Source organism: Haloarcula sp. CBA1115, from assembly GCF_000827835.1.
GTDB lineage: Archaea > Halobacteriota > Halobacteria > Halobacteriales > Haloarculaceae > Haloarcula > Haloarcula hispanica.
In genome coordinates, this window is the sequence record NZ_CP010529.1 from 399,320 (window position 1) to 421,291 (window position 21,972).

Annotated in this window: 18 protein-coding genes; 9 read left to right on the forward strand and 9 right to left on the reverse strand. The window is 62.4% G+C overall.

Annotated features, from left to right (window positions below; all coding sequences use genetic code 11):
• Positions 1–19: 19 nt before the first annotated feature.
• Complete coding sequence (locus tag SG26_RS01805) at positions 20–793, reverse strand: DUF6517 family protein (protein WP_050036697.1); 774 nt, start codon at positions 791–793, stop codon at positions 20–22.
• 126 nt (positions 794–919) lie between these two features.
• Here SG26_RS01805 and SG26_RS01810 point away from each other — a divergent pair, with 126 nt between their 5' ends.
• Complete coding sequence (locus SG26_RS01810; protein WP_008313353.1) at positions 920–2,074, forward strand: acyl-CoA dehydrogenase family protein; 1,155 nt, start codon at positions 920–922, stop codon at positions 2,072–2,074.
• Positions 2,075–2,794: 720 nt separating this feature from the next.
• Here the strand turns inward: SG26_RS01810 and SG26_RS01815 are convergent.
• Positions 2,795–4,123: a Cdc6/Cdc18 family protein gene (locus SG26_RS01815; RefSeq protein WP_008313351.1), complete on the reverse strand. Its 1,329-nt coding sequence runs from the start codon at positions 4,121–4,123 to the stop codon at positions 2,795–2,797.
• A gap of 618 nt (positions 4,124–4,741) precedes the next feature.
• Here SG26_RS01815 and SG26_RS01820 point away from each other — a divergent pair.
• Positions 4,742–5,539 carry an N-acyl homoserine lactonase family protein gene (locus SG26_RS01820; RefSeq protein ID WP_014040645.1) on the forward strand — a complete coding sequence of 266 codons (798 nt, stop codon included), beginning with the start codon at positions 4,742–4,744 and terminating at the stop codon, positions 5,537–5,539.
• An 18-nt stretch (positions 5,540–5,557) separates the two neighbouring features.
• Here SG26_RS01820 and SG26_RS01825 read toward each other — a convergent pair whose 3' ends face one another.
• Together SG26_RS01825 and SG26_RS01830 are read right to left on the reverse strand one after the other, a co-directional pair.
• Positions 5,558–5,740 carry a hypothetical protein gene (locus SG26_RS01825; RefSeq protein ID WP_014040646.1) on the reverse strand — a complete coding sequence of 61 codons (183 nt, stop codon included), beginning with the start codon at positions 5,738–5,740 and terminating at the stop codon, positions 5,558–5,560.
• Positions 5,741–5,806: 66 nt separating this feature from the next.
• Entirely contained in the window at positions 5,807–6,526 is a 720-nt protein-coding gene (locus SG26_RS01830) for a DICT sensory domain-containing protein (RefSeq protein ID WP_014040647.1), read from the reverse strand.
• A 268-nt stretch (positions 6,527–6,794) separates the two neighbouring features.
• Here SG26_RS01830 and SG26_RS01835 point away from each other — a divergent pair, with 268 nt between their 5' ends.
• The 6 genes from SG26_RS01835 (at position 6,795) to SG26_RS01860 (ending at position 14,509) form a co-directional block, all read left to right on the forward strand.
• Complete coding sequence (locus tag SG26_RS01835) at positions 6,795–8,693, forward strand: 2-oxoacid:acceptor oxidoreductase subunit alpha (protein ID WP_014040648.1); 1,899 nt, start codon at positions 6,795–6,797, stop codon at positions 8,691–8,693.
• A 3-nt stretch (positions 8,694–8,696) separates the two neighbouring features.
• Positions 8,697–9,635, forward strand: coding sequence for a thiamine pyrophosphate-dependent enzyme (locus tag SG26_RS01840; protein ID WP_014040649.1), 939 nt, complete (start codon positions 8,697–8,699; stop codon positions 9,633–9,635).
• 85 nt (positions 9,636–9,720) lie between these two features.
• A complete protein-coding gene (gene lrpA1 / locus SG26_RS01845) occupies positions 9,721–10,149 on the forward strand; it encodes an HTH-type transcriptional regulator LrpA1 (protein WP_004591923.1) in 429 nt (142 codons plus the stop codon).
• 35 nt (positions 10,150–10,184) lie between these two features.
• Positions 10,185–11,900: a DHH family phosphoesterase gene (locus SG26_RS01850; protein WP_050036698.1), complete on the forward strand. Its 1,716-nt coding sequence runs from the start codon at positions 10,185–10,187 to the stop codon at positions 11,898–11,900.
• A 38-nt stretch (positions 11,901–11,938) separates the two neighbouring features.
• Positions 11,939–12,730 carry a CBS domain-containing protein gene (locus SG26_RS01855; RefSeq protein ID WP_044951895.1) on the forward strand — a complete coding sequence of 264 codons (792 nt, stop codon included), beginning with the start codon at positions 11,939–11,941 and terminating at the stop codon, positions 12,728–12,730.
• A gap of 75 nt (positions 12,731–12,805) precedes the next feature.
• Positions 12,806–14,509: a methylmalonyl-CoA mutase family protein gene (locus SG26_RS01860; protein ID WP_014040652.1), complete on the forward strand. Its 1,704-nt coding sequence runs from the start codon at positions 12,806–12,808 to the stop codon at positions 14,507–14,509.
• A gap of 75 nt (positions 14,510–14,584) precedes the next feature.
• Here the strand turns inward: SG26_RS01860 and SG26_RS01865 are convergent, their stop codons facing one another.
• The 5 genes from SG26_RS01865 to SG26_RS01885 form a co-directional block, all read right to left on the reverse strand.
• Positions 14,585–15,961, reverse strand: a complete 1,377-nt coding sequence (locus SG26_RS01865; protein ID WP_050038232.1) for an HTTM domain-containing protein — start codon at positions 15,959–15,961, stop codon at positions 14,585–14,587.
• 198 nt (positions 15,962–16,159) lie between these two features.
• Positions 16,160–16,429, reverse strand: coding sequence for a hypothetical protein (locus SG26_RS01870; protein ID WP_023843313.1), 270 nt, complete (start codon positions 16,427–16,429; stop codon positions 16,160–16,162).
• A gap of 216 nt (positions 16,430–16,645) precedes the next feature.
• Positions 16,646–18,430: a cytochrome c oxidase subunit I gene (locus SG26_RS01875; protein WP_014040655.1), complete on the reverse strand. Its 1,785-nt coding sequence runs from the start codon at positions 18,428–18,430 to the stop codon at positions 16,646–16,648.
• Positions 18,431–18,599: 169 nt separating this feature from the next.
• Positions 18,600–18,851: a DUF6684 family protein gene (locus SG26_RS01880; RefSeq protein ID WP_008313331.1), complete on the reverse strand. Its 252-nt coding sequence runs from the start codon at positions 18,849–18,851 to the stop codon at positions 18,600–18,602.
• Between the two features lie 63 nt (positions 18,852–18,914).
• Positions 18,915–19,310 carry a hypothetical protein gene (locus SG26_RS01885; RefSeq protein ID WP_014040656.1) on the reverse strand — a complete coding sequence of 132 codons (396 nt, stop codon included), beginning with the start codon at positions 19,308–19,310 and terminating at the stop codon, positions 18,915–18,917.
• Positions 19,311–19,399: 89 nt separating this feature from the next.
• Here SG26_RS01885 and SG26_RS01890 point away from each other — a divergent pair, with 89 nt between their 5' ends.
• On the forward strand, positions 19,400–21,967 hold the full coding sequence (locus SG26_RS01890) for a hypothetical protein (protein ID WP_050036699.1): 2,568 nt from the start codon (positions 19,400–19,402) through the stop codon (positions 21,965–21,967).
• Positions 21,968–21,972: the final 5 nt, after the last annotated feature.

A 21,972-nucleotide genomic window follows, 5' to 3' on the forward strand; every position in this document is an offset into this window, starting at 1 on the left:
TTTCAGCCGCTCAGTAGCGTTACTGGACGCCAGTGACGAGATTCCGGACTTCGGTCCGATAGGTTTCGGGCTGGAGTCCGAGGTCGACATCGACGGTGACCGTGATGCCGTCGCTCAGGTCGTTTTCCACGACCTGCTCGAAGTTCTGCGCCGGGTACGCACCCCCGGAGATGACGACGAAGTCGCCGTGGTGCCAGACGGCGAACATCGCCGAGATGTCGATGTCGCTGGCCGGTATCTCGACGGCCTCGTTCTCGGTCACGTCGAACGAAATCCCCTCGAAGGGGTACACGGCGGACAGTTCGACCGTCTCGGCTGTCTCACCGGTGTCGATATCGATTGTTCCCTCGCCGGTTTTCTCGATGTCGGCGAGTCCCTGGGCTTCCATCTGCTGTTCGAAGCTGTCGCGGGCGTTCGTTCTGACTTCCGCCAGCAGTTCCTTGCGGCCCACGCCAGCCGGGAGATTGTCGAGATTCGGGCTGAAGTCGACGCGGGTGGCGAAAAACACGGAGAGCGCAGTCTGGACCTGATCGAGGGTACGACTGGCGACGCGTTCCTGTAGCTGTTCGTCGACGTACTGGACCGTACTTGAGACGGCCTCGACCGAAACCGGGCCGTAGCTCCGGTCGAACACTGTTTCCGAGGACTGGTCCGTTCGCGTCCAGCCGCCGTCTTCGAGGCGCTGTTTCGGAACGTCCGGTGGCGGTGCCTCGGCCGCGGCCAGAAACGAACATCCCGCAAGCCCGGCGGTTCCGAGGGTGGCTCCGGCAAGCAGGTAGTCTCGACGGTTCATGCCCGAGGAAGGCTACAGCCATGGAAAAGCGTGCTGGCCGATTATCAGGAGTTTCCGGGAAACAACTATGGCGGTGTTTTGCAGAGTTCCACGGAGTATATCAGTACACAAACCATGATAATTCCCATGGATCTGCTATCCGAGAAACTCGTTCCGGAGCACGCACGCGAGGTCAAGGAAGAGGCTCGGGAGTTCGCTGCGGAGCACATCGAACCAGTCGCCGGTGAGTACTACGCGTCCGGGGAGTATCCCTGGGATGTGCTTGAAGCAGCCAGGGAGGCCGGCCTCGTCGCACAGGATATCGGCGAGGAGTGGGGCGGGAGCGGCTACGACCTCCAGCAGATGCTTGCGATGGCGGAGGAGTTGTACAAGGCCGACGCAGGGATCGCGCTGACGATCCAGCTCGCCAGCTTCGGGGCAGAGATCGTCGAGGATCACGGCGCAGACTGGCAGAAAGAGGAGTTCCTCGAGCCCGTCGCCACCGGCGACCAGCTTACCGGCCTCGCCGTCTCCGAGCCAGAGACGGGGAGCGACCTCGCCGGGATGACGACAGCCGCCGAGAAGGACGGCGACGAGTGGGTGCTCAACGGCGAAAAGTACTGGATCGGCAACGGCGTCGAGGCCGACTGGGTGACGCTGTACGCCAAGACCGGTGACGACCCGAACGACCGCTACGGGAACTACTCGATGTTTATCGTCCCGACGGACGCCGACGGCTACCACGCCGAACACATCCCCGAGAAGATGGGCTTCCGGGCGTCCAAGCAGGCTCACATCGTGCTCGACGACTGCCGGATTCCGGAGGAGAACCTGATCGGCGTCGAAGGAGCCGGCTTCTACATGCTCGCCGAGTTCTTCAATCACGGCCGCGTCGTCGTCGGCGGACACGGCATCGGTCTCGCCGCCGCGGCCATCGAGGAGGCCTGGGAGTTCGTCCACGACCGCGAGGCCTTCGGCAAGACCGTCGACGAGTTCCAGGCGGTCCAGCACAAACTGGCGGATATGCAACTCGGTCTCCAGTCCGCCCGAACGCTCACCTGGCACGCGGCCGAACGCGTCGCTAACCAGGAGAACGCCGGTTACTGGGCCGCATTGGCAAAGACTAACGCGACCGAAGCCGCTATGGACTGTGCGGAGAAAGGAATGCAACTACACGGGGGCCGGTCGGTGCTGACGGAGAACCGCATCTCTCGCGTTTACCGCGACGTGCGCATTCCGGTCATCTACGAAGGGGCCAACGACATCCAGCGGAACCTCATCTACAAGCAAGCCCCGATGTAACGGAGAGGGCTCAGTCGATCACTGTCGATTGGTTGATTGCGTCGCAAACGACGTATTTTTCGCTGGAACACCACCCTACGAGTGTTCTGACAGCCCTATACAAACGATCCGACACCACCCTACAAGTGTTCTATCACCACCCTGCAAGTGTTTCCAGTACGACTACAACTGGACCAGAACAGTGGACAGGTGTTCACACCCCACCCTGCAAGTGTTCGCACGGGGGTATGCGTCGTGCGGGGGTGCGCGAGCGTCTGAGATTCCCGAAAACACCACCCTGCAAGTGTTTTTGAGACGTTGTTCGGAGTTCCGATGCGCCACTCTAACACCACCGTGCAAGTGTTTCCCGCACTGGGAGAGACAGACGAGAGCCCACGGGAACACCACCCTGCAAGTGTTCAGGAAAGCCCGTTTTGAGCGGTTTTCCCGGCGAATCGGTGTTGACACCACCCTGCAAGTGTTTTCGAAACGGAATACCGGGAGGCTGTGGTGGAAACGGACGGACACACCGGTCTGCAAGTGTTCTACACACTGCAGTGGAGGGTAACTGCCACATAATCGCTCGGTAGCACTCCGGGTTCACGGTCTACTGTTGGCACACACACCACCCTGCAACTGTTCTGGACTGTACAATAGAGGGACTGCCACTGAACACACACACACCACCGTGCAAGTGTTCTGCCATGTGAGTCGGTGGGGGGAGGGGAGCAAATACGCTGGCTACGTGAACTGCCAGAGGTTCTGTTGCTCGTCGTCGGTCGTGTCCGGTGCCTCGAACTCGGTGGCCTCGTCTTCCAGATAGTGTTCGAGTATCCCGTTGACGTTGCTCGGCACGGCATCGCTGTAGGACGACTGGAGCGCGGCGTTGATGATATCGGTCGCGTCGTCGGTGACCTCGTAGATGTACTTGCGCCCACCCTTGCGACCGAGGTTGCGTTCGGCCGAGCGGACTAGCCCTTGCATGGAAAGCTGGTCGAGGAACTCGTAGATCTTGCGTTCGGATTTCACGCGGCGGCCACTCGACTCCGCAATCGAGGAGTAGAGGTTGTAAATCCGCTTTGTCGACGCCTCGTGTTTCGGTTCGATGAGCGCAAGCGTCGTCGCGAGGTACGTCAGCGCCTGCTGTGAACTCAGGTCGTGCTCGAAGTAATCCAGCAGTTCGTCGGTTTCGATAGTGTCTGTCGCCCGTCGCGTATGTGCTTCTGTCACACCGTCCGCGCCCTCCATCCGCGCGTACTCTCCGGCCTTTTCGAGGATTCGGAGTCCCTGCCGAACGTCGCCCCGTTCCTGCGCCGAGAAGGCCGCCGCCAGCGGGACGACATCTTCGCCGAGCACGTCCTCTCGGAACGCAATGTCGGCGTAGTAGCCGAGAATGTCTCGGAGTTCCGTTGCGTCGTACGGACCGAACTTGATCTCTCGCTCCCCGAGCGTCGATTTCACTTTGGGTTCCAGCACGTCGACGAACTTGAGGTCGTTCGAAATCCCGATGAGTCCGACCTTCGCATCGGTGATCGGCGTGTTCTCGTTCGCTTCGGCCCGCGGCAGTTCATACAGGAAGTCGTTCCGCGCGTCCGCTGGAATGTTGTCGATCTCGTCCAGGATGATGAGGACGTTCCCACCCACGGCTTCGATCTCCTCGTAGAGGAACTCGAAGACGCTGTCAGTGCTGTAGCCGCTCTCGGGGAGTTGGTTCTCCGGATCTCGGAACTCGTTGACGAGTGTGTTGACCAGCGCGTACGCCGACCGGTAGTTCCGGCAGTTTATCGGACCGACAACGGTGAGTGGGATGTCCTCGGCCTCGGCCTTCTCTTCGAGTTTGTCCCGTACCCACTTCGTAACGGCAGTCTTTCCGACCCCCGTTGGGCCGTAGACGAAGACGTTGTTGGGGTCGTGGCCGACGATGACGTCCTGAAGCGCGTTGATGTAGAACTCGATCTCCTCGTCGCGGTGAAAGATCGTATCCGGCGTGAACGTGTCTTTTTTCAGCGGTTGCTTTCGTTCGAAGATCGCGTCAGTCCCATCGAACGGGTTCTCGTTCACGTCGACCATCGTACGCCACCTTTTGAGTGACTCTATATAAAACCAGTGACCACCGTACAAGTGTTTCAAGTGTTTTCACGCCGAACAGTCACACACCACCCTGCAAGTGTTTCTTCGATCCCTCTGGAAAACAGCCACGAACAGTCTGCTGCACCGACCCTTCATCTAGAACACTTGAGTCCTGCGATTCTCGACTGTCTCGTTCTGGACCGTATCTAGAACTAGTAGCACTATTATATATTTTATGGTAAAGGCAATAAAATCATATTCACCATCGAACGTCCACCTCCATAGAATTCAAGCTACAAGTGCTTCAGAGCACTCATATCTGCATATACGAATAGTCTTCTGATCATGTACTCTCAGTAGAATCGAACAATCTGCCATTTCTTTAAGTATGCAGAGGGAGCCTCCCCCTCCCCACCCCCACCCCTGGAAACACCGAGAACACTTGCAGGGTGGTGTGTGTGGGTCCCGCTTTTCCACCGACATTTCGGTATAAAAGTACTCAGCGTCGATACGGCATGAAACCCCTGCCATAGCGAACGGTTGGTCATATAGCGAGCTAGCCCGTCACCCGCGGCGCACGGCACCGCTCTTTACTTTCTGACAGCCCGTAGACACCGTATGGACGACCTTACAGTGACGTTCGTCGACCGGGGCCGCGTACAGGCTGATCGAAACTTCGTCGTCGACGGCCACAGCGTCGCGACGGCCTCGGACCGCGACCCGGAACACGAGTACGAAACGTACGTCGTGTGGAACCTCATCGTAGAGACGCCCGAGATGACTATCCTCTGGGACACTGGCTCGCATCCGGAGGCCGGCGACGGGTACTGGCCGACGCCGCTGTATGAGGCGTTCGCACACGTTGACGCCGAGGAGCACGCCCTGCCGGCGGATCTCGAAGATGCGGGCTACAGCATCGACGACATCGATGCCGTCGTGATGAGCCACCTGCATTTGGACCACGCTGGCGGCTTGCACAACTTCGCGGGAACAGACGTCCCGATCTACGTCCACCGGGAAGAACTCCCGTACGCGTACTACAGCGCCAATACGGACGACGGCTCTATCGCCTACCTCGCCAGCGACTTCGACCGGGACCTGAACTGGGAGATCGTCCACGGCGACAGCTATCATCTCACCGATGGGGTCGAACTGTTGCACCTTCCCGGCCACACGCCCGGGCTCATGGGCGCGTTCATCGACCGGCCGGGCCAGTCGCTCCTCGTCGTCGGCGACGAAGCGTACGTCGAAGCGAACTACGCGGGCCAGCCGATGGCGACGAGCCTCCTCTGGAACAACGGCTCATGGAAGGAGAGCCTAGAGCGGTGCCGCGACCGACAGCGGGCGACGGGGGCTGAAGTGCTGCTCGGCCACGACCTCGCGGTGTTCGAAGACGTGTCCGGGGCTGCGGACTGATTCGATATCAGCGTGAGATTAGTCCGACATAACGACAAGTGTCCGGCGCTCACCGTCGTCAGTCGCCACGACCCATCGGTCTTCGTGGCGCTCGATGACCGCCCACACGCCGAAAAACAGGTGCAACTCCAGTTCGAGACTGTTGACGCGCTCTCCGGTCTCCTCGATGCGGAACTCTCTAGACTCGGTCACGGTCGGCATCTCAAGAGCGAATGTCGGCCGACGGCGAGCCGTGGTAATGACCGCGCTGGCCGGTTCGAACGCGGCTCACTGTTCGAGGAAGCCGTACGTCTCCTCCAGATAGTCGATGATCCAGTCGACCGTCGACTCGTCGTAGGTCCAGAAGCCGTAGAACTCGCGTGGCTCGCGCTCCTCGGCCAGCAAGGCGCACTTCTGGGTCGGGTCACCGCCGCCGTCGAACACGACGAACCACGAGTCGGCGATCTCGTCCGACCGTTCCAGATGCAGCGAGAACGTGCTGTACTCGGGTGGCTCGACGTCAGGGACGGCATAGGCGTGAACGTCCACGTCGGTCTCACCCAGCCGTTCGTAGAGGTCGAGTTCGCCCTGAAGCGTAGACAGTGTCTGGAAGCCGGCGTGCAGCGTTCCCTGTCCCACACGCCACGCGCGGTCCTCGATCTCGCGGGACGCGGCCGTCATCCGCTGGATAGACCACGAGGTGAACATCGTCTCGTCGAGGTGGTCGAGAATCGACGCGTACGGGCTGTCGTCCCGCGTGATGTACTGACGGCCTTCGTCAAGCGAGTCGGTAAACGAATTGAGACTCGCGGCCGCGATGACCGCTTCGTCCTCGCTGAGAGTGATAAACTCGCCCGGGCGTCCGCTCTCAGTCTGCTCGGTCTGAACGTGGACGTTGCGGTCCGCGAAGCGCTCGCGCAGGTCTTCAGCCGCTGTCGGCCCGGCGTTGAAGACAGTCAGCGTCTTCTGATGGTCCTCGACGCCAGCGATGAGTTCCGTTAACGACATCCTCGACTATACATCGGTAGTCACTGTGTTAGTCGTTGCGGGAGGAAGTTGCATGGCTTACTATTGCTGGCTGACACCTGTCTCCCAGACGGATATCTCGCCCCTGTGAACGTGTCCCAACAGCGACGGACTTCAATTTCGAAAACGGCAATCTGAGGTACCTGAGCCGAAAGATAACGATTAATGAGTGGTGATGTAGTGGAAAATCTTTAGTCATGGCCCCCCAACGGGATGATACGGCACCAGAGCTGGGGCCGAGGATTTCACCATGACAGACAACGAACTAATCTGGCGAATCGCCGGTGGTTCCGGTGACGGAATCGACTCGACAAGCCAGAACTTCGCGAAGGCCTTGATGTGGTCGGGGCTGAACGTGTTCACACACCGCCATTACCCGTCGCGTATCCGCGGCGGCCACACGTACGTGGAAGTACGTGCGAAAGACGAGCCAGTACAGTCCCGCGGGGACGGCTACAACTTCCTGCTGGCCCTGGGTGACTCCTTCGCCCGGAACCCGCAGGAAGAGGCCTACTACGGCAAAGAGGAGCTGAAACCGCTGTACGAGAACTTCGACGACCTCCGCGAGGGCGGCGTCCTCCTCTACGACGAGGGGCTGCTCGACGAGGAAGACGTCGACGAGATCGGTCTCGAAGAGGCCGCCGAGGAGAACAACTGGCACGTCGTCCCGATGGACCTCCGCGGCATCGCCAAGGAGCACGGCCGCGAGATCATGCGGAACACGGCCGGTATCGGCGCGACCGCGGCCATTCTCGACATCAGCACCGACGAGTTCGAGAAGCTCATCAAACAGAACATGAGTGGCGACATGCAGGAGGCGAACCTCAACGTCCTGCACGACGCCTACGAAGCCGCAAGCGAACTCGATATCGATCACGACATCGAGGTCCCCGAGGGCTCCCACGACGAGGAGCAGGTCATCCTCTCGGGCTCGAACGCCATCTCCTACGGCGCAATCGACGAGGGCTGTCGCTTCATCTCGGGCTACCCCATGACTCCGTGGACCGACGTGTTCACGATCATGTCACAGCACCTGCCCTCGTTCGGTGGGATCTCCGAACAGGTCGAAGACGAGATCGCGGCCGCCGCGCTGGCCCTCGGTGCGTCTCACGCCGGCGTGAAAGCCATGTCCGGGTCATCCGGCGGTGGCTTCGCGCTGATGTCCGAACCGCTCGGACTGGCGGAGATGACCGAGACGCCTATCGTGCTCGTCGAAGCGATGCGGGCCGGCCCCTCGACGGGGATGCCGACCAAGCCCGAGCAGGCGGACCTCGAACACGTCCTGTACACGTCACAGGGCGACTCCGCCCGCGTCGTGTTCGCGCCGGCGAACATCCGCGAGTGCTACACGCAGACCCGCTCGGCGTTCCGCATCGCCTACGAGTACCAGATCCCGGCTATCGTCATCTACGACCAGAAGATCCAGGGCGAACTCCGGAACCTCCCGGCCAGCCACTTCGACGAGGAACCGAACGCCGATCCCGGCTCGGTCCTCACCGAAGAGGAGATTCAGGACGCCGCACACCACTCCTCCGGGAAGTTCCAGCGCTTCCTCCACGAACCCGAGGACGGCTCGAACGTCAGCCCGCGCTCCGTGCCGGGCCAGAAGGACGGCCGCTTCCTCGCGACGGGCAACGAGCACAACCCATCGGGCCACATCAGCGAGGACCCCGAGAACCGTATCGCCCAGATGAACCGTCGGCTCAACAAGCTCGACGACATCCGTGCTGATCTGGACGAAAACACGTCCCACCAGACCTACCACGGACCCGACGAGGCCGACTACGGCATCCTCGTGTGGGGCAGCCAGCAGGGGACCGTCTTCGAGGCCGTCGACAGACTCAACGAGAACGGCCATTCCGTGAAGGCGCTTGGCGTCTCCGACATGGCTCCGTACCCGAAGGAGGAGGTCTCCGAGTGGCTCGAATCGGTCGACGAGGCGCTCGTCGTCGAGATGAACGCCACGGCCCAGTTCCGCGGCCTGACTCAGAAGGAACTCGGCAAGTACGGCGACAAGATGTCGAGCCTCCTCAAGTACAACGGCAACCCATTCGAGCCCGCCGAGATCGTCGACGGGTTCGAGTCCAGCATCGACGGCGAGGAACTCGCCGCGAGCAACATGAAGTACGTCCCCGCGGCAGGTGACTAACCAATGAGTGCATTCTCAGCAATCAACGAAGAACGCGAGATCGAGCGCGACGAGTTCACACCCGGCATCGAACCCCAGGCGACCTGGTGTCCGGGCTGTGGTGACTTCGGCGTCCTCAAGGCGCTCAAGCAGGCCATGCCGGAAGTCGGCAAGAATCCCGACGAAGTCGCGCTGTTTACCGGCATCGGCTGTTCCGGGAAGCTCAACAGCTACTTCAACAGCTACGGCTTCCACACCATCCACGGCCGCTCGCTGCCCGTCGCCCGGGCCGCGAAGCTCGCCAACCCCAACCTCGAAGTCATCGCGGCCGGCGGGGACGGCGACGGCTACGGTATTGGTGGGAACCACACCATCCACACGGCCCGTGAGAACCACGACATCACGTACATCGTGTTCAACAACGAGATCTTCGGGCTGACCAAGGGCCAGACGTCGCCCACGTCGCCGAAGGGCCACAAGTCCAAGACACAGCCCCACGGCTCGGCGAAGTCGCCGATCCGCCCCCTGTCCCAGCAGCTCAACGCCGGTGCGACCTACATCGCCCGGACCGCGGCTGTCAACCCGAACCAGGCGAAAGAGATCATCGCCGAGGCCATCGAACACGACGGATTCGCGCACATCGACTTCCTGACCCAGTGTCCGACCTGGAACAAGGACGCGAAACACTACGTCCCGTACACGGACGTCCAGCAGTCCGACGAGTTCGACTTCGACGTCTCGGACCGCGCGGAAGCCGCCGAGATGATGCGAAAGACCGAGGAGCGTCTGTACGAGGGCGAAGTGCTCACCGGTCGGATGTACATCGAAGACGAGCGCCCCTCCTACGGCGAGGAGAAGCGCCAGATCGGCGAGATGCCCGAGGAACCGCTCGCAGAGCGGTACTTCGACGAGGACGCGGAGTGGGAGCGGACCTACGACAACCTCCTCGAACATCACAAATAAGGCCCGCTACTGGACTGCAGACACCACCTCGAACGTGGGTTTCTGGTTCGGAAGATATTTTTTCATGCACCGAAAAGATTACTCTATGAGTGCCGAGTCCACGGAGCGTCGAATCCTGTCGGTCCTTGAAGAGGACGCACAGGCCTCGTACGCAGAAATCGCGGAGCGAGCCGACGTATCGAAGCCCACAGTCCGGAAATACATTCAGAAACTCGAAGAGGAGGGCGTCATCGTCGGCTACTCCGCCGATGTCGACCCGAAGAAGCTGGCAGGCCAGTCGATTGCCCTTGTCGGCATCGACATCGCGAGCGATTGCTACGTCGAGGCCACGCGGAACCTCAAGGAGATCCCGGAGATGGAGGAACTGTACACGTCCAGCGGCGACCACATGCTGATGGCGGAGGTCCGAGCGATGGACGGGGACTCGCTGGCGGACGTCATCGAAGACAAGATTCTCGCGCTCGACGGCGTTACCGCCGCGCATCCGTCGTTTCTCCAGGAACGGCTGAAGTAACGGGTTTTTAGACGCTCCAGCGCTGACTGCACGGTATGCTTTCTCGGCTGGTGCTCGGACTCGGGCCGACGGCCGCGGACCTTCTCGACGCGATTAGCGACGACCGCGGCGACCTGGCAGTCGTGACCCAGGACGAGCACCGTGCTGAAACGCTCCGGGCGGACGGTATCAACGTACTCGAAGCCGACCAGACTGATCCATCTGTTCTCGCCGATCTCGACGTTCACCCCGAGAGCGTCATCATCGCCAGCGAGGACCCCGAGCAGAATGCCGACGCGGCGACGGCCGCACGTGACTGCTTTCCCGACGTGTTCCTCCTCGCCTACGCCGGCCGCGGCGCGACGGCAGACCAGCGCGACCGACTCGACAGCGTGGCGGACCGGCTGGTTACGCCGGAGTCTGTCGTTACCGACTACGTCACCCAGTCGGTCGGCGACGAAGGAACGCGGGCCAGACAGCTCCATCAGGTACTGCGGGACATCGACGACCACCTCGCCGTCGTCACGCACGACAACCCCGACCCGGACGCGATTGCCAGCGCTGTCGCCCTCGGGGCGCTCGCTGAACGGGCCGATTGCGAGGTGACGATCTGTTACTACGGAGAGATTTCTCATCAGGAGAACCGGGCGTTCGTCAACCTCCTCGATTTCGACCTCCGGAACTTGGATGCTGACTCCCCGGACGAACTGGACGCGTTCGACGCGTTCGCGCTGGTCGACCACTCCAGAGCCGGTGTCAACGACCAGCTCCCACCGGAGACCCCCATCGACATCGTCATCGACCACCATCCGCCGCGCGTCCCGATCGAAGCCCGATTCGTCGATCTCCGGAGCGGCGTCGGGGCGACGAGTACGTTACTGGTCGACTATCTCCAGCGGTTCAACATCGACATTCCGACCCCAATCGCGACGGGCCTGCTGTTCGGCATCCAGGTCGACACGAAGGACTTCCGCCGGGAGGTCGCCGCCGCGGACTTCGAGGCCGCCGCGCATCTCGTGACGAACGCCGACATGGCGACGCTCCAGCGCATCGAAGACCCGAGCGTGAGCCCGGAGACGCTGTCGGTCATCGGCCGCGCGATCGCGAACCGCGAACAGGAGGGCTCGGTGCTTCTGACCGGCGTTGGCGAGATAACCGACCGTGACGCGCTCGCGCAGGCGGCCGACAGGCTGCTCGACCTCGAAGGCGTGCAGGCGACGATGGTGTACGGCGTCGTCGACGGGACGATCTACGCCTCTGCACGGGCTCGCGGGGCGGACATCGACCTCGGCGAGGCGCTGCGGGACGCCTTCGGACAGATCGGGTCCGCGGGCGGTCACGCCGATATGGCGGGCGCACAGATCGACCTGGGGATGATCACCGTCGACGAGCGCGAGGAGTCGCTGGAGGAGATCGTCCGCTCTATCGTCTCTGACCGGTTTCTCGACGCTATCCAGTCGCGGTCCCACCGGCTGCTCGGGCGCGTCTACGCACGCGCTGACTACGACGTGGCCGCGTTCACGGAGTCGACGGCGCTCAGACGGGACAGCGGAGACACCATCACGACGCCTGGAGACACGCCTGCAGGGTCGAGCGACGACACCGCAACGGACTGGAACAGCGATGTGCTGTTTCTGGAAGACGGCGACGAAGACGGAGGCGACGAGTCAGAACAGGCGGACGACGCGGCTGAGCCGCCGGACGACGAGTCAGAACAGGCGGACGACAGCCCGGAGACGCTCGTCGAACCCGACGACAGCGAGCCGCCGTAGGCGAGCCTTTTTTGCCGTCGGTCGAGAACATCGCGCCGATGGAGGAATCGAGTCGACCGACGGTCGGAGACTACATGACACGCGAGGTTGCCACCGTCGAACTCGACGACACTGTCGGGGAGGTCGCCCGACGGATCGCCGACAACGACCACTTCAGCGGGTTCCCGGTGACGGACGGCCGCCGCGTCGAAGGGTTCGTCAGCGCGCGCGACCTGTTGCTCGCGGAAGACCACGAGCCGATGTTCCGTGTGATGACCGACGACATCCTCGTGGCGCACCCGGACATGGCCGTTCAGGACGCGGCACGCGTCATCCTGCGGTCGGGCATCCAGAAACTTCCGGTCGTCGACGACGCCGGCCACCTCGTCGGCATCATCTCGAACGCCGACGTGATCCGCTCACAGATCGAACGGGCGACCCCGGGCAAGGTGGACAAGCTCGGCCGGACGCTGGAGAACATCCACGGTATCACGACACACGAAGGCCGACGGGAGGTGGAGCTCGACGACCTGACGCCGACACAGACGACGGTGTACGCCGACGAACTCGAAGGCCGGGTGTACGAACTGGAACGCGGGCTGGCGGAACCGCTCGTCGTCATCGACAACGGCGGGGACCTCCTGCTGGCTGACGGCCACCACCGCGTGAAAGCCGCCGCGCGGCTCGATATCGACGAAATGGACGCCTACGTCATCGTTCTCGACGAGACGGTCGAACTGGGGATGGCCGAGACGGCCGCAGACTCCGACCTGGAGTCGATCGACGATATCGAGGTCGTCGACTACGCGCACCATCCGCTCGTGCAGACGACGGAGCGGCTCCAGAATTAGTCCTCGACGGTGTGATTGACGGTAGCGTCCCACTTTGCCCGAACCTTCTTACTAAATCATGACATACACCGGAGTATGTTCGACGAGTCGGACCTCCAGCGCATCCGCGAGCAGAAAGACGAGTGGGAAGCCGAGACACTGGACCCCGTACTGGACGCCTACGGCGAACGCAAAGAGCAGTTCGCGACGGTCTCAAACCTCGACGTAGACCGGCTGTACACGCCGCTCGACGTGGACGACGTCGATTACGAGGAAGACATCGGCTTCCCCGGCGAGGAGCCGTTCACACGCGGTGTCTATCCGACGATGTATCGCGGCCGGCAGTGGACCATGCGGCAGTTCGCGGGCTTTGGGACCGCCGACGAGACCAACGAGCGATTCCACTATCTCATCGACGAGGGCCAGACCGGGCTCTCGACGGCTTTTGACATGCCGACGCTGATGGGGATCGACTCCGACGACGTGATGGCCGACGGCGAAGTCGGCAAGGAGGGCGTCGCCGTCGACACGCTGGCGGACATGGAGCGGTTGTTCGACGGCATCGACCTCGGTGAGGTGTCGACCTCCTTCACGATCAACCCCAGCGCCCCCGTCATCTACGCGATGTACATCGCGCTGGCCGACCAGCAGGGCGTCCCGCGCGAGGAGATCCGCGGAACCCTACAGAACGATATGTTCAAGGAGTTCATCGCACAGAAGGAGTGGGTCATTCCGCCGGAGCCGTCGCTGAAACTCGTCACCGACACCATCGAGTTCGCCAGTCAGGAGACGCCGAAGTTCAAGCCTATATCCGTATCGGGGTATCACATCCGGGAGGCCGGTTCGACAGCCGTACAGGAACTCGCGTTCACGCTCGCGGACGGTTTCGCCTACGTCGAAGACTGTCTGAACCGCGGGCTTGAGGTCGACGAGTTCGCACCACAGCTCTCCTTTTTCTTCAATTCGCACAACTCCATGTTCGAGGAAATCGCGAAGTTCCGTGCGGCCCGGCGCATCTACGCCCGCGTGATGGACGACTGGTACGACGCGGAGGCTGACGCGAGCAAGCAACTGAAGTTCCACACCCAGACCGCCGGGCAGTCACTGACAGCCCAGCAACCGCTGAACAACATCGTCCGCGTGACGATTCAGGCCCTCGCAGGTGTGCTGGGCGGAACCCAGAGCCTACACACCAACAGCTTCGACGAAGCGCTGGCGCTCCCATCGGAGCAGGCCGTTCGCGTCGCCCTCCGGACACAGCAGATCATCGCGGAGGAGTCGGGAGCCGCCGATATCGTCGACCCGATGGGCGGCAGTTTCGCCATCGAGTCGTTGACCGACGAGGTCGAGGAGAAGGCGATGGCCTACATCAACCACATCAGGGACGAACTCGGCGACGGCTCGGTCCGCGACGGCGTCATTCAGGGGATTCAGGACGGCTACTTCCAGCGTGAGATTCAGGACGCCGCCTACGAGTACCAGCAGCGTGTCGAGAGCGAGGAAGAAGTCATGGTCGGGGTTAACAAGTACACCGTCGAGGAAGACACCGAACCCGAGATTCTCACCGTCGACGAGGACGTACAGGAACGCCAGCGGGACAAGCTTGCGACGGCCAAGGCAGAGCGCGATGACGCGGCCGTGGAGGCGGCGCTTGACGAACTGCAGCAAGTGATCACCAACGGTGGGAACGTCATGCCCGTCATCATCGACGCGGTGAAAGCCTACGCGACGATGGGCGAGATCATGGCCGTCTTCGAGGCAGAGTACGGGAGCTATCAGGAAACGGCCAGCGTCGCCTGACTGGACAGAGCGTACGCTCAATCGTCGCTTGAAGAACTGTTTTCGAGGTGCAACCAACTTCCATCATCACCCGCATCAGGCACACTGATACGACCCGAGCCGTTCCTGGTCGACAGATTCGGACCCGTTCAGGTTGGTCGACTCGGTCAGGACAATCAACTCCACGCGTTCCATCGCGTCGTCGTGGCCTTGATTCCACCGGGAACACAGATACGTTGCGAGCGACTGTCGAAGACTGGGTTCGTGACGGGCTGTCCCGAGGAACTTCTTCCAGCGCTGGTTCGGAAACCGGTCTGACACCTCTGGCGGCCGGGAGAGAGTGACCGGCTCCCCGGTAAGCGCGTCGACCCGATTCCCGGACTCCAGGGGTGCCGGGGCCGCGTACCACCACGTTTCCTGTGGCGGGTCTGGCGCGAACATATACCAGCTCCGGTCCTCGATTCTGTCCGGCGTACCTGTCGGTGCGGCGACGAAGCCGACTGCGATAGCGTTGAGAACGACAATGGCGACGATCCCGAGCGCCGCTAGCGAAGCCGTCGTCGTAGGGAACCAGATCTGTGGCGGACCTGTCGCTGCATCCGGCCACCGCGGGCGCAACGCTTCGATAGCGGCGGGCCAGCGGTTCGCGAGCCCGTCCCAAAGCGGCGTCGGGAGAAACAGGACCAGCCCGAGAATCGAGACGAGCGGAAACACACCCAGGCGAAACGAGAACGCCATACAGACGTGTGCGGTGACGAACGCCGCGACCAGTGCCGTCCGATACCATCCGGTCCAGATGAGCAACAACGGGGACCCAACGAGCAAAGCGAGCCAGAGCCAGTTCCCCAGGACCAGCACCGGGTCCCAGCCCGCAACCACGTCACCAAGCCGGACAGTGAGGTGGTCGAGCTGGAACGCGTACTGCACCGCAGTCCCTTGGTGCCAGTACGTACCACGAAGCTTCATGAGGCCGTTCGTCACGTACACGGCAAGCACTTGGAGAAGGATTCCTGCAGTGCCGGCGGTGGCGACCCGTGTCGAGGCGGAGTCCGGCGGCCCATCTTCCCAGGCACAGCCGAGCGGGAGCAGGAGACTCCAGAACAGCAGCCGGCGAAACAGCGTATCGCCGGCGTTGAGGACGACAGGGTTCCGGAGCTGTATCGATACGAGCAGGACGAACGCGACGCCCGCGCTCAGGCGAGGGTGGTAGCCGACCACCAGCGCCAGTCCTGCGAGCGCCGTCAGTCCGAGGGCCACCAGCGGGAGCCAGACGGCCCCCGAGAAAGCGAGCGGCGACACGTCTCCCAGAACCGGATACAGTTCAGCCAGTGTCGAGCGCGGGAGCGCGCCGCTATCGGTGTAGAACGCAACGATGTCCGACCACCGCAGAGTGATGTCGGCGAGGAGACACAGCCCGAGCGCCGCTCTGAACGCTGCGAGCGCACGTCGGTCGATAGCGATCCTGCGGACCAACCACTGACGGAGGGGAAATTCGGGGCGCATCTGTAGGGAGGGCGGCGAGACACCGGCTTGTCGTCAAGCAGGCGACTAGCAGCCGATTTTCTGTCGGCTTAAAATAAACTAACGGAATCAGGCTATCAGAAAGCTGAAGCGTACACAGCGGTACGAGGAACTGGTTCACACGGCCAGATATACTGCAGCAACGGACACTCAGGAACTGGCCGCGTCGTCGATTCGCTCGGAGACGTACACGACGAGGCCAAGCAACACGCCGAGGACGATGCCGATGGTAACGAACCCGTAGATAGCGACGCCGAACGGCGTTGGCGGCAGCGCAATCACACCGAACAGTTCGGGTTCGAGGTCCTCCGGTCGGATACTGCCAAGAACGAATCCCATTACACCCGCGAGAACGACAATAGCAACGTACAGACGAAGGACGATTTGCTGCCCGGACCTGGCCTCGGCTGGCTCGCTCATGTGTGAACAACGGCTCGAAGACGATTAGCCTTTTTCACTTCCACGCCGTAGCTATCCTATGTCACAGAAGGAACTGTTGTTTCTCGTCCTGACCGGAATCGCGCTCATGATGTTCGTGACGGCCATGGTACTCGTCTCCGGCGCGAGCTAACAGGCACTGTCAGTTCGGGCGTGGCTGCGAACGACAAAAAGTAGACGAAAACAGAATTCGGCCGCTTACGAGTCGTCTTGTTCTTCCTGGCCGCCGTCAGCGAGCAGCGACGGGTCCTTCTCCGGTGCTTCGGCTTCGAGTTGCTCGTCGAACCACTGGAACTCACGGTCTAGCATGCCGTCGCGTTCGAGGTTCCACGGGTCGCCGTCCTCGACTTTCGGGCCTTCGAGCCAGGACTGGACGATGTTCCAGACGAAGAACAGCTGGCCGATGAACAGGATGAGTGCGCCCACCGTCGCCGCCTGGTGGAAGGTGCTGACCTGCGTCAGCGGCGCGATAGCGCCATCAAACTGGTAGGTGGCGTACCGGCGCGGCATCCCCAGATAGCCGAGCGCGAGCATCGCGAAGAACGTGATGTTGGTCCCGACCATCGAGAACCAGAAGTGCGCCTTCCCGAGCGTGCGCTGGTACATCCGCCCGGTGAATATCGGGAACCAGTAGTAGATGCCGGCGAAGGCCGCGAAGCCGATGGCACCCATCACGATGTAGTGGAAGTGTCCGACGACGTAGTAGGTGTCGTGCAGAATCAGGTCGACGGGAATGGAGGCGAGGAACACGCCAGTCACACCGCCGATGATGAAGTTCGAGACGAAGCCGATACAGAACAGCATCGGCGTCGTCAGGCGCAGGCGGCCGTTCCACATCGTCGTGATCCAGTTGAACGTCTTGACTGCGCTCGGTATCGCGATAGCCAACGAGACAGCCATGAATGAGGCCCGGAGCCGCGGGTCCATACCCGTCGAGAACATGTGGTGGGCCCAGACGCCAAAGGAGAGGACCCCGATGGCGAGCGTCGAGTAGACGACGAACTTGAAGCCGAACAGTTTTCGGCCGGAGAACTTCGGCAGGATGAGGCTGACCAGTCCCATCGGCGGCAGGACGAGGATGTACACCTCGGGGTGGCCGAAGAACCAGAACAGGTGCTGCCACAGCAGCGGGCCGCCACCCTCGACGGCGAAGAACGTCGTCGAGAGGTTCCGGTCCAGGAGGAGCATGACGATGGCGCTCCCCAGCAGCGGGAACGCGAACAGGATGAGCGCGGACTGGGTGAGGATCGTCCACGAGAAGATGTCGAGGTTCGCCCAGTTGACCTCCTCGTTGCGCTCCGTGAAGATGGTCGCGATGAAGTTGATCGCCCCCATCGTCGCTGCAACGCCCGAGAGGTGCAGTCCCAGCAGCATCAGGTCGACGCCGGGGTTCGCCTGCTCGACCGACAGCGGCGTGTACATCGTCCAAGCCGTACGAGCCGGCTCGATCATGTTCTCGGTTACCGGCGCGAGGAAGAATCCGGCCCAGATAAGCAGGGCCGCCGGCGGAAGCAGCCAGAACGCGATGGCGTTGATACGCGGGAACGCCATGTCGTCAGCCCCGATGAGCAGGGGGATGAAGTAGTTCGCGAACGCCGCGATGATGGGCGTCCCGAACAGGAACAGCATCGTGATGCCGTGACTCGTCAGGATGGAGTTGTAGGCGTTGTTGCCGAGGATGGCCCCGGCGGGCGTGACGAGCTGGAGGCGGATGAGCATCGCCATGATGCCGCCCACGGCGAATGCGATGACCGCGTACACCCCGTACAACAGACCGATGTCTTTGTGGTCGACGGTTGTTAGCCAGCGAATGATACCTGCGGGTTTCTCACGGTTGATGACCGCTGCCTCGTCACCCGTGACGGCCCCGCCACCCGCGAGCGGCGTATACGAACGCCAGTTCTCGACACGGGTGAGAAGCGCGGCGACGCCGACGAGGAGGACGGCCATCAGCCCCGTCAGCACAATATCTCCTGCTACCATAGTCGTCCTTCAGGACTGGGACATTATCAAAGGGTCGATTCCTGCAGCAACGATCATAAAACACGGCTTCCATCCGGCGGTGAAACCGCAGAAAGGAGGGACCACCTCGCACTGTCATCCGGTGGCGACCGCGGTCGGCCTTCGAAACGGTTTGTCTGGAACTGTCAGATCAGTCTTCGTGGCCGAGTTCGCCGCTCTCCTTCTCAGCGTTCTCGACGGCCTTCCCCGCGTAGTAGGTCAGGACAGCGAGCAGCAGGAACATCGAGATGATCAGTGCGAACTGCATTCCGGAGAAGACGGGATCCGTTCCGAATGCCGGGAACGCGGCGAACGCGACGATGAAGAAGAGGAGGATCCCGAGCGGGATAACGTTCACAGTGAGGTCGAGCAGGGTGTCTTTTTCGAACCCGAACAGTGCCATGCCTGTCCGTTAGAACAGGTCGGTAAATAGAGTGTTGGTTTCCGAACCGGGCGGGTACCCGTCTCAGGCCGCGGTCTGTTCCATTATCGAGGCGACGCCACCCATCGCGATCATCACGGTGCCCGCCGCGGCGACGGCCACCAGCCGAGTGAGGAGTGGCCCGGTCCCGACGTTCGAGAGCGCGATATCGGCGACCGGGACCTGCCAGAGCGCAAACGCGGCGGCGAGGACGATAAGAACCACTCCCACGCCCAGCAGGGTCGGCCACGGCCGTTCCACGTACCCGGACTCCGTGAGGATACCGGCGATACTGCCGCCGAACAGTATCAGTCCGAAGACGGCTACCGGAAAGAGTCCGACGAACACGCCGATCTCTGACAGTGCTAATCCCAGTGCGACGAACAGCGGCCACGGGCTCGCAGTCGGATACTGGTCGCTTAGTCCCGGCTCCTCTGCCATACACGCACTTACACTCGAATCGACATATGTCCATCGGACCGCGCCCGTGGGCACAAACTATTTGTCTGCCATCCGGCTTGGTGGGAGTAATGAGTACACGCACGGTCGAACGGGTCGACGGCTGGGAGTCGGTTCCGTTCGACGGCGGGTTCGCGGGCCTGCAAGACCTCGCCGGGCAGGAGTTCTCCGGCGCGGTCATCACGGGTCCGACGCGCCTGTTCATGTTGAACGGGACCGTCGTCGGCGTCCTCGACGGCACTATCGAGGACTTCGAGGACGCGTCGGGAACAGCCAAGCGATCACCCCACGAGGCCTTGCCCCTGCTTGCAGTGATGCAGGAGCGGGCCGACGAGGTGAAAGCGCAATACTACACCGAAGACACCGCGCTTGCAGACGTCGATCAGACCCTGTCGAGCGGCAACTTTACGGGCTTTATCGAACTTTCAGAAAACGTCCTCTCGGGGGACTACTACACTGTCTACCACCAGGGCCGCTCGATGAGCGTGGCGTGGGTCGGGAACTCAGACAATCTCATCACCGACGACGAGGCGTTCGAGACGGCCAACGACGAGGTCGGCATCTACGAGGTCATGCCGGTCGACATCGAGCCGATCGAGATTCCGGAACCGCCGGAATCCGCGGCGGACGAGCAGTCAGCGGACCCGGCGGCCGCCGGCGTCGATCCGCTCGACGCTGGCGACGAGACGGCTGTCGCCGACGTACCCACCGACGAGGGTGCAGTGGATAGCACGCCGACAGAGACGGCAGCACCGGACGAACCGACACCACAGGACGACGCCAGCGATGAACTGGCGGACCCATCCCCGGACCCCGTCGGAGATACCGAAGCCGGTGGAACCGACGAGGCTGAACAGGCCCAGACCGCAGCAGAGTCGACACCGGACCGCGGCCCTGCAAGCAGCGGCCCGCCGGGGTCGAAAGCCGCCGGCGCGACTCCGGGCCGGTCCCGCCGCAGTTCTGAGTCGGACGAGCAATCGAGCGTGGACGAGAAGCCGAATGCGGACAGCCGGTCAGACAGCGGAGCGACCGACCGGGCGGCGACAGATACTGACACCGCGACACGGACGGAACCGAACAACGACGCCGCGACACGGACGGAACCCGACAACGACGCCGTCGAACGGGAGACCAGAGTGCGTGAGACTGCCGGGGAGACCGAACCGAATCGCCCGGCGACGGACCCGTCACAAGCGCAGGAATCCCAGCAGGCGAGTGCTCGGAACGCCCCGGCACAGAGCGACCAGACGGCTTCGACGGACCGTCGCGCCGAACCGACCGACGCGAAACCGGACCAGAGCACCGAGTCACGGCCGTCCCAGGCACAGCCCGGGACTGGAGCGGCAACGTCGACGCCGGACGCCGGTTCTGGCGGGTCAACCACGGACCTGGAGACGCGCTCGGTCCCGTCGCTGGACCCGAACAAATCCGGGGGTGCTCGGGAAAGCATGACAACCAGCGTGTCCCCCACCCAGACGCCACCGAAAGGTGGGCAACAGGCATCGACGCCGCGACGTGACCAGCCAGCACAGGACGACTCGGCACCGTCGACCGAATCCAGTGTACAGGGACCAGCACCGGCACAGGAGAGCCGTAGCACACCTGCGAAAGACCCACAGCCGGCCGAGACGCCCAAGACCCAGCCTTCGACAGAGGACCAGCGCCAGTCCCCTGCCGACGAAGAGCCGACACCACACGAGCAGGAGCGCGTCGCGGAACTGGAGTCCGAACTGGAACAGCGGGCCGAGACGGTGTCGGAACTGGAATCCGAACTCACAGATCTGGAAGCCACGAACCAGGAACTCCGGGACGAGCGCGACCGCCTGGAGTCGGAGCTAGCCGACGCACGGGCCGAGATCGACCGACTGGAGGAACAACTCGACGAGCAGGACGACACCGCTGCGGGTGGCACCCGGCTCAGCGTCGGCGAGGCGATAAACGGGACGAACCTCTTCGTCAGGTACGACTCGAAGGGCAAAGCGACGCTGGAGGAAGCCAAGGACGGCGAGGCGAGTCGCGAGGAAGTCGAGGCGAACCTCAGACTGGAGTACCACACGCAGTTCGAGGCCGAGGGGGCAACGGTCAACGGGACGCCCTTCGAGGAGTTCCTCGAAGACAGCATCCAGTACCGCTTCGTCAACTGGCTCATCCGGAACCTCCTCTACGAGATTCGGGACACCGGCCACGCGGGAGCGATGAAGGACCTCTACGAGGGCCTTCCGGCTATCGACCGCGCCGAACTGAACGGCAACGTCACGGTGACCTACACGGAGGACGGCCAGGAGAACCGCTCGCAGGAGCGGTTCGACGTCGTCGTCCGCGACCGGATGGGGAACCCGCTGGTCGTCGCCAACATCAACGACTCGCGCGAACCGGCCTCCGAGGGCCAGATGTCGGACCTCATCCGGAACGCTGAACGGGTCGGCAACGCCTCCGGATCGCTTGCGTCGGCGTTTCTCGTCACGAGCAGCTTCTTCGAGCCGGGGGCGCTCGAAACCGCCGAAGAAGCCACTTCCAGTGGGCTGTTCAACCGCGATAAGCGGAAGAGCTTCGTGAACCTCTCGCGCAAAGAGGGCTTTCACCTCTGCCTGTTAGAAGCGAGAAACCAGGAGTTCCACCTGGCGGTCCCGGAACTCTGAGAAAG